At 74.2% G+C, this 13,133-nt stretch carries 15 protein-coding genes; 11 read left to right on the top strand and 4 right to left on the bottom strand.

Going from position 1 to position 13,133, the window contains the following annotated elements; translation table 11 throughout:
- Nucleotides 1-34 precede the first annotated feature (34 nt).
- Together IEY99_RS16745 and IEY99_RS16750 are read left to right on the top strand one after the other, a co-directional pair.
- Nucleotides 35-1,225 carry an aminotransferase class V-fold PLP-dependent enzyme gene (locus tag IEY99_RS16745; protein WP_229798916.1) on the top strand — a complete coding sequence of 397 codons (1,191 nt, stop codon included), beginning with the start codon at nt 35-37 and terminating at the stop codon, nt 1,223-1,225.
- 113 nt (nt 1,226-1,338) lie between these two features.
- Nucleotides 1,339-1,671, top strand: coding sequence for an STAS domain-containing protein (locus tag IEY99_RS16750; RefSeq protein WP_189204202.1), 333 nt, complete (start codon nt 1,339-1,341; stop codon nt 1,669-1,671).
- A gap of 51 nt (nt 1,672-1,722) precedes the next feature.
- Here the strand turns inward: IEY99_RS16750 and IEY99_RS16755 are convergent, their stop codons facing one another.
- Nucleotides 1,723-2,280 (bottom strand): HD domain-containing protein, encoded by a 558-nt coding sequence (locus IEY99_RS16755; protein WP_189204204.1) that lies wholly within the window; start codon nt 2,278-2,280, stop codon nt 1,723-1,725.
- Between the two features lie 120 nt (nt 2,281-2,400).
- Here IEY99_RS16755 and IEY99_RS16760 point away from each other — a divergent pair, with 120 nt between their 5' ends.
- The 3 genes from IEY99_RS16760 to IEY99_RS16770 are packed head-to-tail and all read left to right on the top strand — an operon-like array spanning nt 2,401 to nt 4,342.
- Nucleotides 2,401-3,024 (top strand): universal stress protein, encoded by a 624-nt coding sequence (locus IEY99_RS16760; protein WP_189204206.1) that lies wholly within the window; start codon nt 2,401-2,403, stop codon nt 3,022-3,024.
- The gene (locus tag IEY99_RS16765; protein ID WP_189204208.1) at nt 3,021-3,224 is read left to right on the top strand and encodes a DUF1918 domain-containing protein; all 204 of its coding nucleotides are present in this window, start codon (nt 3,021-3,023) and stop codon (nt 3,222-3,224) included. The genes IEY99_RS16760 and IEY99_RS16765 overlap by 4 nt, the downstream gene beginning before the upstream one ends.
- Nucleotides 3,221-4,342, top strand: coding sequence for a CaiB/BaiF CoA transferase family protein (locus tag IEY99_RS16770; RefSeq protein ID WP_189204210.1), 1,122 nt, complete (start codon nt 3,221-3,223; stop codon nt 4,340-4,342). The genes IEY99_RS16765 and IEY99_RS16770 overlap by 4 nt, the downstream gene beginning before the upstream one ends.
- Nucleotide 4,343: 1 nt before the next feature.
- Here IEY99_RS16770 and IEY99_RS16775 read toward each other — a convergent pair whose 3' ends face one another.
- On the bottom strand, nt 4,344-5,756 hold the full coding sequence (locus tag IEY99_RS16775) for an amino acid permease (RefSeq protein WP_229798807.1): 1,413 nt from the start codon (nt 5,754-5,756) through the stop codon (nt 4,344-4,346).
- A gap of 263 nt (nt 5,757-6,019) precedes the next feature.
- Here IEY99_RS16775 and IEY99_RS16780 point away from each other — a divergent pair, with 263 nt between their 5' ends.
- The 6 genes from IEY99_RS16780 to IEY99_RS16805 all read left to right on the top strand — a co-directional run bounded on the left by IEY99_RS16780 (nt 6,020) and on the right by IEY99_RS16805 (nt 9,835).
- Nucleotides 6,020-6,904: a Sco1979 family transcriptional regulator gene (locus IEY99_RS16780; protein ID WP_189204212.1), complete on the top strand. Its 885-nt coding sequence runs from the start codon at nt 6,020-6,022 to the stop codon at nt 6,902-6,904.
- A 214-nt stretch (nt 6,905-7,118) separates the two neighbouring features.
- The gene (locus IEY99_RS16785) at nt 7,119-7,367 is read left to right on the top strand and encodes a hypothetical protein (protein WP_189204214.1); all 249 of its coding nucleotides are present in this window, start codon (nt 7,119-7,121) and stop codon (nt 7,365-7,367) included.
- Nucleotides 7,368-7,432: 65 nt separating this feature from the next.
- Nucleotides 7,433-7,861, top strand: a complete 429-nt coding sequence (locus tag IEY99_RS16790) for an RrF2 family transcriptional regulator (protein ID WP_189204216.1) — start codon at nt 7,433-7,435, stop codon at nt 7,859-7,861.
- A gap of 28 nt (nt 7,862-7,889) precedes the next feature.
- A complete protein-coding gene (locus IEY99_RS16795) occupies nt 7,890-9,095 on the top strand; it encodes a globin domain-containing protein (RefSeq protein WP_189204218.1) in 1,206 nt (401 codons plus the stop codon).
- 78 nt (nt 9,096-9,173) lie between these two features.
- Nucleotides 9,174-9,566, top strand: coding sequence for a hypothetical protein (locus tag IEY99_RS16800; RefSeq protein ID WP_189204220.1), 393 nt, complete (start codon nt 9,174-9,176; stop codon nt 9,564-9,566).
- Nucleotides 9,567-9,595: 29 nt separating this feature from the next.
- The gene (locus IEY99_RS16805; protein WP_189204222.1) at nt 9,596-9,835 is read left to right on the top strand and encodes a hypothetical protein; all 240 of its coding nucleotides are present in this window, start codon (nt 9,596-9,598) and stop codon (nt 9,833-9,835) included.
- 156 nt (nt 9,836-9,991) lie between these two features.
- Here IEY99_RS16805 and IEY99_RS16810 read toward each other — a convergent pair whose 3' ends face one another.
- Nucleotides 9,992-12,064 (bottom strand): PhoX family protein, encoded by a 2,073-nt coding sequence (locus tag IEY99_RS16810; RefSeq protein ID WP_189204833.1) that lies wholly within the window; start codon nt 12,062-12,064, stop codon nt 9,992-9,994.
- An 81-nt stretch (nt 12,065-12,145) separates the two neighbouring features.
- Nucleotides 12,146-13,075 (bottom strand): FAD-dependent oxidoreductase, encoded by a 930-nt coding sequence (locus tag IEY99_RS16815; RefSeq protein ID WP_189204223.1) that lies wholly within the window; start codon nt 13,073-13,075, stop codon nt 12,146-12,148.
- Between the last annotated feature and the right edge of the window lie 58 nt (nt 13,076-13,133).

Below are 13,133 nucleotides of genomic sequence, written 5' to 3' on the forward strand. Positions count from 1 at the left end.
CCTGGACGTCGTCGACCCCAACGCGAACGTCGCGCTGGCCGACGGCGAGAGCGTCCGCTTCGCGCACCTCGACTACGCCGCGTCGGCACCCTGCGTGCGGGCCGCCGCGGACGCCGTCGAGGGCCTGCTCCCCTGGTACGGCAGCGTGCACCGCGGCACCGGCGTGCGCGCCCGCACGTCGACGCTGGCGTACGAGCGCGCCCGGGAGCGGGTGGCCGCGTTCGTCGGGGCCCGCCCGGGCGACGCCGTCGTCTTCACCCGCAACACCACCGACGCGCTGAACCTGCTCGCCCGGGTCCTGCCGGCCGGCACCACCACGATCGTCTTCGACGGCGAGCACCACGCCAACCTGCTGCCCTGGCCCCGGCAGCTGCGCCTGGCCTGTCCGGAGACCCCGGACGCGGCGGTGGCGGCGGTCGCCAAGGCCCTCGCGACGGTACGCGGACCCGCCCTCGTCGCGGTCACCGGCGCCAGCAACGTCACCGGGGAGGTGTGGCCGGTACGCCGCATCGCCGCCGTGGCGCACGCCCACGGCGCCCGGGTGGCCGTCGACGCCGCCCAGCTCGCCCCGCACTCCCCCGTGGCCCTGACCGACCTGGACGCCGACTATGTGGCGTTCTCGGGCCACAAGCTCTACGCCCCGTTCGGCGCCGGCGTGCTGGCCGGCGCGGCCGACTGGCTGGACGCGGCGGAGCCGTACCTCAGCGGCGGCGGCGCCAGCGCGACGGTCGGCGACCGGCCGGGCGAGGTGACCTGGGCGACCGGGCCGGCCCGGCACGAGGGCGGCACCCCCAACCTGCTCGGCGCTGCGGCCCTCGGCGCCGTGTGCGCGGCACTGGGCCGCGCCGACCGGGCCGCGCTGCACGAGCGCGAGCAGGAGCTGCTCACCAGGCTGCGCGCCGGGCTGGCGACGGTCCCCGGCGCCGTGGAGGTGACGGCGTTCCGCGGGGCGGCACCCCGGGTCGGCATCGTGTCGCTCGCCCTGCCGGGCCATGATCCGGCCGTGGTGGCCACCCAGCTCGCCGACCGCTACGGGATCGGCGTGCGCGCCGGGCAGTTCTGCGCCCACCCGCTGACCCGGCGGCTCACCGCCGAGCGGGCGTCCGCCCCGTGCGGGGCCGGGTCCCCGAGCCTGCTGAGGGCGAGCTTCGGCCTCGGCACCCGCGACGACGACATCGACCGGCTGGTGTCCGCCCTCGCGACGCTGACCGCGGCCCGTCCGTAGCGGCACGGGACCGCCCGGCCCGGCAGGCCGCGCCCACCGTCGAGCCGCGTCCGCCCGGGGAGCCGCGTCCGCCCGGCGAGCCGGGCGGCCCGAACCCGGCTATCCTCGGGCAGATGTCAAGGAACACCTTGGTCGCGTACGAGCCGGTCACCCCCGACGGACGGCTCGCCGCGGCGCTCGACGGCGACCTCGACCTCGACTGCGCCGACGAGGTGCGCGACAGCCTCGTCTCGGCCGCCCGCGGCACCGGCTGCCGGCACCTGCAGGTCGACGTGAGCCGGCTGACGTTCATCGACTCCTACGCCCTCGGTGCGCTGGTCAGCGCCCGCAACTCGGCGGCCGCGGAGGGTGTCACGCTCACGCTGGTCAACCCGTCGCAGCCGGTGCGCAAGGCGATCCAGGTGACCGGCCTGGCCGACGTCTTCGGCCTGCCGCCCCTGACCTGACGCCACGACGGGGTGATCGGGCAGCGCCGTCTCACCGCCGGCTGACGACCGTCAGTGCGCCGCCCGCAGGCACCGCTCGACCCGGTCGGCCACCGCCCGCAGGTACGGCCCGCGCAGGTGGCCGACCTTCGCGTTCCACGACGCGGGCCCGTGCCGGCGCAGCATCTCCTCGTACCGCCTCGCGGGCGTCACCCGCTCGCCGCGCGGCCCCACCGTCTGATCGGCGTAGGTCAGCGCGTCCGACAGCAGGCCCTCCTCGTACGGGTACGCGGCGAGCCGCTCCCCCAGTCCGCGCGCCGCGGCGACGAAGCGCGCGCCGGAGTGGTGGGCGACGCGCGCGGCCACCGACAGCGGCCAGCCGCGCGCGGCGAGATGGTCGGCGCCGTCGAGCGGGTGGAAGCCGGTGACGACGGTCTGCGGGGCGTACCCGATGTCGTGCAGCCAGGCGGCGGCGACGAGGACGTCGGGGTCGAGGTCCAGCGCGGGCGCCAGCTCGGACGCGCGTTCGGCCACGCCCCGGGTGTGCCGCCAGCGGTCGCCGAGCGGAGCGAGGAGCTCCTCGGCGATCTCCCGGGCGGCTGTGGTGAGGACCGGTGTCCGTACCGTCATCGACGGATCCTCGCCCCTGCAGGTGAACGGTGGATGACGCCGTCGTGAGCGAAGGCTTAAGTGGACTCCGTCACACCGGCTGTCGGATACTGGTGAAGACGCGAGCACGAGGAGTGATCGATGACGACTGGGCTCTCCGCGGCCGGCTCGCGGTCCGGCGACGCCGGCGCGGCGTCTCTCGCACTGGTCCGGGCCGCCGAGCCCGGCACCACCGTCGTGATCGGAGAGTCCCGTGGCCGGGGGACGGCCGTCGTCGCCGCAGTGGACGACGACGGCAACTGCGGCCCCCTGCTGCGGTACGCCGCCACCGAGGCCCGCCGGCGCTCGGTGCCGCTGCGGGTCGTGCACGTGTGGGGGGCGCGCGGCGACGCCCGCCCGGGTGCCCGGGGCTGTCCCCGCATGTCCGACGCCGACCGGCTGTTGTCCGCCGTCCTCTACGACCACCTCAGTCCCGAGGTGGCCGCCGAGGCCGAGCGGGAGATCCTGCACGACGACGACCCGGTGCGGGCGCTGGTCGCCCTGAGCGCCGGCGCCTCGCTGCTCGTGGTGGCCGCACGCAGCCGCTGCGGCGGCACCGCGGAACCCGTCGGCCGGACGGCCCGCGGCCTGCTGGGGACGACGCACTGCCCGCTCGCCGTGGTGATCCCCGGCGTTTCCACCCCCTCGGTGCCGGCGCCGCGTGGCGCCTCACCCCACCCCGTCCCGGCCCGCCGGGACCGCGACCACTCGCTGGAGGAACGATGAACGCGCAGGTCGGTGACCGGCTCGTCCTGGAAGGCATCCACGTCGGCGATCCCCGGCGGGTCGGCGTGATCGTCGAGGTGCCCCACCCGGACGGCACCCCGCCGTACCGCGTGCACTGGGAGGACAACGGCGGCGAGGCCCTGGTGTTCCCCGGGCCGGAGGCGCGCGTGGAGCCCGGGACGGGTCACCCCGCGTCGTGAACCCGCCCGCGCAGGGGCCACTGGCCGGGATCCGGGTGGTGGAGCTGGCCGGCCTGGCGCCCGCACCGTTCGGCTGCATGGTGCTCGCCGACCTGGGCGCCGACGTGGTGCGCGTCGACCGGCCCGGTTCCCGCCCCGGCGGCCTTGCGCCACCCGCCCGCGGGCCGCTGCACCGCAGCCGCCGGGTCACCGCCCTGGACCTGAAGACGCCCGCGGGGGTCGGCGACCTGCTGCGGCTCGTCGCGCACGCCGACGTGCTCGTGGAGGCGTACCGGCCGGGCGTCGCCGAGCGGCTCGGCTTCGGGCCCGAGGTGTGCCTGCGGCGCAATCCCCGCCTGGTGTACGCCCGGATGACCGGCTGGGGCCAGCACGGCCCGCTGGCGCACCGCGCCGGGCACGACATCGACTACATCGCGCTCGCCGGGGCGCTGGAGCCGCTGGGCCGCGCCGGTCAGCCCCCGCACGCCCCGCTGAACCTGCTCGGCGACTTCGCCGGCGGCGGCATGCTGCTGGCGGTGGGGGTGCTCGCCGCCCTGCTGGAACGGGAACGCTCGGGCACGGGGCAGGTCGTGGACGCGGCGATGGTGGACGGTGCGGCGCTGCTGACCGCGTTCCTGCACGGGATGATCGCCGCCGGTCAGTGGTCCGGGCCGCGCGGCACCAACCTGCTGGACGGCGGGTCGCCCTACTACGACACGTACGCCACGGCCGACGGCGCTCACATGGCCGTGGGCGCGCTCGAGCCGGCGTTCTACGCACAGCTGCTCGCCGGTCTCGGGCTGGACGGGGACGACACGCTGCCGGACCGCGACGATCCCGCGGGCCGCGACGAGCTGCGGCGGCGCCTCGCGGACCGGTTCGCCCGGCGCACCCGGGCGGAGTGGACGAAGATCTTCGAGGATCTGGACGCGTGCGTGGCCCCCGTGCTCTCGCCCGCGGAGGCGCCCGGCCACCCGCACCACACGGCCCGCGACACCTTCGTGGACGTCGGCGCCGAGGTGCAGCCGGCCCCGGCGCCCCGCTTCGGCCGTACGCCCGCCGCCGCGCCGCGGCCGGCACCGGACCCGGTCCGGGACCGGGTCGAGGTGTCGGCCGTGCTCGACGACTGGAGCCGCTGACTCAGCGGTTCAGCTGGGAGTGGCGGCGGCCGTAGGCCAGGTAGACGACCAGCCCCAGCAGGAACCACACCCCGAAGCGTAGCCACGTGACCGGGGCCAGGAAGGTGATCAGCCAGAGCGAGAAGATCACTCCGATCGCCGGGATCACCGGCATCCCGGGCAGCCGGAAGGAGCGCGGCAGCTCCGGGCGCCGGTAGCGCAGCACGATCACCGCGACGCAGACCACGACGAAGGCGAGCAGGATGCCGATGTTCGTGAGCTCGGCGGCCTCGCGGATGGGCAGGAAGCCCGCGATGACGGCGGAGGCCGCCCCGGCGATCCAGGTCACCCGGCTCGGCACCCGGCGCACCGGGTGCAGGCGGGCGAACCAGCCGGGGAGCAGGCCGTCGCGGCTCATCGCGTACCAGACGCGGGTGACGCCGAGCATGAACGTGAACATGACGGTGAGGATGCCGACGATCGCGCCGACGGCGATGACGTCGGCCAGCCCGGAGAGGCCCACGGCGGCGAAGGCGGAGGAGAAGCCGCTCTCCGGGTCGATGTCGCGGTAGTTCTGCATGCCGGTCAGTACGAGCGTCGCCGCGACGTAGAGCAGCATGGACAGCACCAGCGAGTAGATGATCGCCCGGGGCAGGTGCCGGCGGGCGTCGCGCGACTCCTCGGCTGCCGTGCTCATCGCGTCGTAGCCGAAGACGGCGAAGAACACGGTGGCCGCGCCGGTGATCGCCCCGCTCACGCCGAACGGGAAGAAGGGCTGGTAGTTCTCCGTACGGACGTAGAAGACGCCGACCCCGACGACCAGCAGGACCACCGCGACCTTCAGCGCGACCACCGCCGTCTCGAAGCGGGCCGCGGCCCGGATCCCCCGGTTCAGCAGGTAGGCGATCAGCAGGCACAACAGCACGGCGAACAGGTCCACGACGTGCCCGTCCCCGGTGCCGGGCGCGCCCAGCATCCAGGCCGGCAGGTCGGCGCCGAGCTCGGCCATGAGGAACGAGAAGTAGCCGGAGATGCCGATCGCCACCACGGAGACGATGGCCGTGTACTCCAGCAGCAGGTCCCAGCCGATGAACCAGCCCACGACCTCGCCCAGCACGACGTAGCCGTACGTGTAGGCGGATCCGGCCTTGGGGATCATGCCGGCGAACTCCGCGTAGGACAGTGCCGCGGCGCCGCTGGCGACGCCGGCCAGCAGGAAGGAGATCAGCACGGCCGGCCCGGCCGTCTCGTTCGCGACCGCGCCGGCCAGCGCGAAGATGCCGGCGCCGATGATGCCGCCGACGCCGATCGCGGTGAGCTGCCACAGGCCTAGGGAGCGGGACAGGTCCGTCTCTCGCTCGTCGGTGAGATCCTCGACCGGCTTGCGCCGGAACATCCCGCTTCCGCGGCCGAACCGTTCCGGTGTCGTCGTCATGGCCACGCTCCTTTGCGGTACGCCACGGCGGCCACCGGCCGGGGCCGCCCCTGTCATCGATCTACCACGCAATCGGCCCGAGCGCATCCATGGATGCCGATGGCGCACCCCAGCGGGAGGGTGAACGAGGTGGACGGGCGGCCGCGCGGCCCTATGATCGTGCAAGTGACTGCGCATCGTCCGGTGAAGCTGCACGTTTGGATGCACGTGCACTGGGTTATGAAACGTCCCGAGGCGACGGACGGCCGATCGGGGTGACGCGGATGGCGGCGCTGGGTGGAGACGGTGGCACCGGCCCCGTGGCACTGCGCATCCGGCTGGGCGCCCAGCTCCGCCGGCTGCGCAAGCACCGGGAGATCACGCGCGAGGCCGCGGGCTGGGAGATCCGCGCCTCCGAGTCGAAGATCAGCCGGATGGAGCTCGGCCGGGTGCCGTTCAAGGAACGCGACGTCGCCGACCTGCTCGCCTTCTACGGCGTACCCGAGGAGGAGCGCGACGGCCTGCTCTCGCTCGCCCGGCAGGCCAGCGCGCCCGGGTGGTGGCAGGAGTTCGCCGACGTCGCGCCGCCGTGGTTCCTGCCGTACCTGGGCCTCGAGGAGGCGGCGGCGCTGATCCGCTCGCACGAGGCCCACTTCGTCCCCGGGCTGCTGCAGACCGGCGACTACGCCCGCGCGGTGATCGCCCGCAGCCACGCCGCCGCCCCCGCCACCGAGGTCGACCGGCGGGTGGCGCTGCGGCTGGGCCGCCAGCGGGTGCTGCACCGGGCCAACCCGCCGCAGTTCTGGACGGTGCTCGACGAGGCCGTGCTGCGCCGGCGCATCGGCGGGCGGGCGGTCATGCGCGGCCAGCTCGAGGCGCTGATCAAGGCGGCGGACCTGCCGAACGTCCGCATCCAGGTCGCACCCCTGGGCGCGGCGTCGCACGCAGCCGCCGGCCTGCCCTTCACGATCCTGCGCTTCGCCGAGCCGGAGCTCTCCGACGTCGTCTACATCGAGCAGCTCACCAGCGCGCTCTACCTCGACAAACGGACCGATGTGGACCACTACGCCGAGACGATGGAACGCGCCTGTGTGGAGGCGGAGCCGCCGGATCGCACACCCGCCGTCCTGCGCACCATCCTCGACGAGACCGCCGGTCCGGCTCACTGATCATCCGGCCGGCATCGGCCGATCGGTCCCCGTCGCACCGCCGAACCTTCCGTTTCCGGCTCATTGTGCATATGCACGTGCAGCAGTACTTGCATCGGCGATGGCATATGGCCATGCTTGGGCACGTGCTCGGTAGGGGGCGTCGCCGCCGAGGATCGACGGCGGCGGCGAGCACGGCGTCCGGGCCAACGGACGCGATGACCGAGGAGCGATGATGGACAGGAATCGCGGCCCGGTGGGTCCGGTCAGTCACTTCCCCGAGTCGGACTACCGGTTCGGAGCCGGCCCGCTGCGGATGCGGGTCGAGCGCATCGACTGGAACCGCCCGGTGCTGTACGACAACGACAACTGGTACGAGGTCGACGGAGTCGAGGTCACGGCCGACGGACGCGAGATCGGCCGCCGTCAGGCCCTGGTCCGCGGGCGCAGCCTCGCCGCGCTGCCCCGCAACAACCGTCCCTGACGGACAGTCGTGATCCTGGCCATAAAACAGGACTATGAAAGTCTTTTTTCCGTAGGGTCCTTGCCGTGCGACTCCAACGCTCCACGGACATCGGCCTGCGGATCCTCATGCTCGGTGCGACCCGCGACGACCGGCTCACCATCGACGAGCTGGCCGAGGCCCTGGCGGTGCCCCGCCACCACCTCGCCAAGGTGGTGCAACGGCTCCAGCACCTCGGCCTGCTCGATACCGTGCGGGGCCGCAGCGGCGGCGTCCGCCTCGCCCCCACCGCCCCGGCGGCCTCCCTCGGCGCGATAGTGCGCGGCCTCGAGGGCGACGGCGAGGTCGTGGACTGCGACGGCGAACCGGCCTGCCCGCTCAGCGGCGGCTGCCGGCTCCGCGGAGCGTTGCGGCGCGCGCAGGAGGCGTTCTACACCAGCCTCGACCCGATCACGGTCGGCGACCTCGCCGCGCCGCCGGCCCGGCAGGTGCTGCTGAGCCTCGCCCGCCGCTGACCGTGCCACCCCCTCGACAGGAGGAACCATGCTGTCCGCCACCAGCGCCCCGGTGATCGACGCGACCCTGCCGGTGGTCGCCGACCACCTGCCGGCGATCTCGGACGTCTTCTACGACACGATGCTCGGCGAGAACCCCGACCTGCTCAACCTGTTCAGCCGCAGCGCGCAGGCCACCGGCCGGCAGCGGTCCGCGCTGGCCGGGGCGGTGGCGGCGTTCGCATCCCACCTGGTCGGCACCGGGAGCGCGGCGGAGGTCGTCGACCACGTCGTCGAGCGGATCGCCCACCGGCACTGCGCCCTCGGCATCCGCCCCGAGCAGTACACGATGGTCGGCCGCTACCTGATGGGAGCGGTGCGCACCGTGCTGGGCGACGCCGTCACGCCCGCGGTCGCCGCCGCCTGGGACGAGGTCTACTGGCTGTTCGCCGCCCGCCTGATCGGCCGCGAGGCGCGCCTGTTCGCGGAGGCGGGGGTCCGCGACGACCCGTGGCTCGAGGCCACCGTGGTCAGCAGGATCCCGGAGGCCGACGACACGGTGTCGTTCGTGCTGGCCCCGGCCGACGGCGGCCCGGCCCCCGCCTTCCGCCCCGGGCAGTACGTCACCGTCGCCGTCGACCTGCCCGGCGAGGGCCGTCAGCTCCGGCAGTACTCGCTGTCGCAGGCACCGACCGGGGGCACGCTGCGCATCACCGTACGCCGCGTCCGCGGCACCGGGGGCGCACCGGACGGGGTCGTCTCCGGCTTCCTGCACGACCGGGTCGGGCCCGGCGACCGGCTACGGCTGAGCCGCCCGTACGGCGACCTCGCCCTGCGCGACGACGACACGCCGCTGGTGCTGGTCAGCGCGGGCGTGGGCATCACGCCGATGGCGTCCATGCTGGACCACGTCGCCCGGACCCGGCCGGAGCGCGACGTCACCGTCGTGCACGCGGACCGCGGCCCCGACCGGCACGCACTGCTCGCGGACATCCGCAGCCACGGCTCCCGGCTGCGCTCCTTCCGCCACCTCGTCTGGTACGAGAACCCGGGCGGCGCCGCCGGGGCCCAGCCGGGACTCCTCGACCCCGACCTGATCCCGCTGGAACCGCGCGCCGAGGTCTACCTGTGCGGGCCGGTGCCGTTCATGCAGCTCGTCCGCGCCGGCCTGCACCGCCGTGGGGTGAACGACGAGCGGATCCACTACGAGGTGTTCGGCTCGGAGCAGTGGCGGCCCACCCCGGTCGCCGTCTGACGACTCCAACTTTGGTGGGGGTCGGAGCTCCTACCATGGCCGGATGGCGAACGGGTGCTGTGCCCGTACGGTGACATCGTGGGTGACACGCAGAACATTCGCCGGGGACATCTCGCGGTCGCGGCGCTGGTGGCCGGCGCCGCCGGCCTGGGCCTGCTGACGGTCGGCTGGTGGGTCGCCGGCTGGGAGCCGCGGGACGACTGGGAGCGCCTCACCGATCTCTCGTGGTGGACCAGCGGCCTGCTGCGGGCGGCGTCGTTCCTGGCCTTCACCAAGGCCGGCTTCAAGGCGGCCCTGCTGGTGGTCCTGGGCGGCGCCGCGGCCTTCACCTGGCTCCGCGCGCGCCGCCGCCGGCAGAGCGACGCGGCGGACCACCTCGGCCAGCGCGGCCACCTCGACCGGCCGGCGACCGCCGGGGAGCCGGCGGCGACGTCCTCCGACGACCCGACGGGCCCGGCCGGTTCCGGCTGAATCGGGCTCCGGGCGCCCATACTCGGATCATGAGACGCGGTCGAGCGCCGATGCGGAAATGTCCGCGGTGCGGGCATCCCACCCGCGCCGACCGCATGGTCAAGGGCTTCGGCCGGGACTGTGCGGCGCAGCTGGGACTCATCGGCCGGACGGTCGACACGGGACATTCCGGGCCGGATCTGCTCGACCTGCTCGGCCCGGGCGATCCGGCCGGCGGCGAGGGCGACGACCGCTGCGACGGCTGGGACCGCCCGGCCGACCGGGCGTAGGCAGCGTGCTCCCCACCGGCCTCCGGCCGGCGGCTCCCGGCTTCCGGGCGGCGGCCCTGAGCCTGACGACGGCTCGGGCTTTCGCACGACGGCTCCGGGGTTCTCTCGGCGACGGGCCCCCGGGACGGACCGGCCCGGCCCGCGACGAGCCGGCCGTCAGGTGCCGATGGGACAGCCGTCCGGTCGCCAGGTGACGACCACGGCGGGTTTGGCGAAGTCGCCGTCGGGCCAGGTGGACGCGGGGTCGTCCACGGTGGCGCCGGAGATCTCGCCGGGGTGCTGCACCGCCACGAACACCGAGCGGTCGTCGCCGGTGAGGAACGGGCCGCAGGTCTCCGCGCCAGGCGGCACGGTGAGGAACTGCTTGAGACGGCCCCGTTCGGGGCCCTCGATCGCGGTCGCGAACAGGCCGTCGTTGCTGCCCAGCGCGTTGCCGTCGGTCGCGATCCAGAGGTTTCCCGTACGGTCGAAGGCGACGTTGTCCGGGCACGAGATCGGCGAGACCGCCCGCTTGTCGTAGCCCGCGAAGTACGTCGACGGATCCTCCGGGTCGCCGCAGACGATCGGCAGCGACCAGGTGAAGGTCTCCCCGGTGTGGTCGCCGCCGTCCTCGACGATCTCGAGGATCTGGCCGTGCCGGTTGGGGCTGCGCGGATTGGCCTCGTCCACGCCCGGATAGCTGCCCACGCCGCGGTTGGTGTTGTTGGTCAGCGCCGCATAGATCTTCCCCGTGACGAGGCTGGGCTGCACGTCCTCCGGGCGGTCCAGCTTGGTCGCGCCCACCGCGTCCCCGGCGAGGCGGGTGAAGGTGAGCACCTCCACGACGCTCATGCCCGGCACGTACGACCGGTGACCGGAGGCGAGCTTGATCCAGCGGCCGGTGCCGTCGAAGGCGCCGTCGGAGGGCAGCCTGCCGGTGCCGTCGATCTCCGCCGCGGGGCTGTCACCGGACAGCTTCGCCACGTACAGGGTGCCGGACTCCAGCAGGGTCAGGTTGTGCCCCCGGTTACCCGGAACGAACCTCTTCGCCGACACGAACTTGTACAGATAGTCGAACCGCTCGTCGTCACCCATGTACGCCACCACGTGACCGCTCCTCGCCACGATCACATTGGCGCCCTCGTGCTTGAACCGGCCCATCGCGGTGTGCTTCCGCGGCCGCCCGTGCGGATCCTGCGGATCCACCTCCACGATCCAGCCGAACCGGTGCGCCTCGTGCGGATGCCTCGCCAGATCGAACCGCTCCTGCGCCCGCTCCCACCGCCGCGAGCCGCTGGGGTAGCGCGCGGTGGTGGAGATGCCGTATCGGGCGAGCTTCGGCTTCAGGTCCTCCGGGGCCTGGTCGCCGCCCACGAAGTACTGGTTGAAGTTCTCCTCACCCGAGAGCACCGTGCCCCACGGCGTCACGCCACCCGAGCAGTTGTTCAGCGTACCGATCGGGGTCGTGCCGGCCGGGTCCTCGGCGGTGCGCAGCAGGGGCGAGCCGGCGGCGGGACCGGTGAAGCGGAACGGCGACGCGAGCATCGTGATCCGGCGGTTGTACGGCAGCCGGTCGCCGCGCGCCGGACGCCACCGGCCGGTCCGGCCCACCCGCTCCAGCTCCACCACCGACATGCCGTGGGCGGCCATCGCCACCCGCACCTGCTCCACCGACATGGCCTCCTGGGTGGTGAAGCCCGGGAACATGAGCTCCTCGTTGGTGTACTCGTGGTTGGACACGAGCAGCGCCCGCCGCCCGTCACGGCCGAGCGGCAGCACGGCGAGGAAGTCGTTGTTGTACCCGAACTGGGCGGCCTGCCGCTCGGCGCTCTGCCGGTGCACGTCGAACGCGGGTGCGCCGGGCAGCACGGGATCGCCCCACCGGATCACCACGGCGGAGTCGTAGCCGTGCGGCACGATCACCGCGTCGAGCGTGTTCGGCGGGACGGGGGTGAAGGTGAGTGCGCCGGCGGGGTGGGGCGCCGCCTGCCCGGGAGCGGCCGCGGCCCGCGCGGGCCGGGTCCCGGCCTGCGACCCGGCGCCGACGCCGAGCACCAGGGCACCGGCCGCGCCGAGCCGGACCAGACCCCGCCGGGTCAGCCCGGCCCGGACCAGGTCGCCGAGGTACGGGTTGGCGGAGGTGTTGGGCACCGGATGGTCGCAGGCGTTGGCGCACCGGTAGAGGCACGTCATCCGGTCGCGGCCGGAGTGGGTGGACAGCAGCGGCAGCGGCTTCGGTCGCCCGGACATCATCGCCTCAAAGCTCCTCGCAGATGGACTGCGGTGAGTCTAAGGGCGACGGTGCGTAAACGGAAGGTTAACGGTAGGCAATCAAAGGGCCAGGGAGGCGACCTCGTCCGCGCAACCCCAGGACAGGGTCATGCCCGCGCCGCCGTGGCCGTACGCGTGCACGACCGTCCCGCCGGACAGCTTCTCGACCTCCACCCGCGGCCCGCCGCGCCGGGCCGGGCGCAGGCCCACCTTCTCCCCCACCACCGGCGCGCCCGCCAGTTCCGGCACGAGCGCCAGGCAGCGCTCGACGATCGCGGTGCGGGTCGCCGGATCCGGGGTGGTGCTCCAGCTGTTCTCGTCGAAGGTGCCGCCGAGCACCACGTCGCGGGTGCGCGGATGCACGTACGTGCTGGGCCGGGTCAGGTCGCGCACCGAGACGAAGACGCCCGGGTTGGCGACCAGCACGATCTGGCCGCGGACCGGATAGACCTCGGGGTCGCCGCAGAGCGACCCGGCGGCCAGGCCGGTGGCGTTGACGATCACCGGCGCCTCGGCGAGCGCCTCCTCCAGCCGGTCGACGCGCCGGCGCACCACGCGCCCGCCGGCGCGTTCGAACCGCTGCCGCAGCCATGGCAGGTAGACGTCCATCTCGACCGCCGGGGCGTCGAAGCGCACCTCTCGGGTCCACGGCGCCTCGGCCGGCAGGTAGCGCACCCGGCCGGCGGCCGGCGCCCACCACGGCTCGCCGGTCGCGCCGTCGCGCTCGAGGTTGCGGGTCTCGCGGACCATCACCCCGGGCACGCCGTCGCGGGCCTGGCGGCGGAAGTACGCGTACGTGGCGGCGGCCCAGGCCAGCACCCGTGGCTCGAAGACGAGGCCGGTCGGATACCAGGCCGCCGCGGCGACCGCGGAGACCGTGTCCGCCGGCGCGTCGGGACTCCACAGCGTCACGTCGGCGCCGCGCTCGCGCAGCCGCATCGCCGCCGTCATCCCGATGATCCCGCCGCCCACCACGATGACATCCGCCATCCCGCCATCCTTCGCCATGGCAGGTAGCGCGGCGCGGTGACAGTCGGGTTGGCGACAG

Source organism: Couchioplanes azureus (assembly GCF_014648355.1).
In the GTDB taxonomy this organism is placed as follows: Bacteria; Actinomycetota; Actinomycetes; order Mycobacteriales; family Micromonosporaceae; genus Actinoplanes; species Actinoplanes azureus.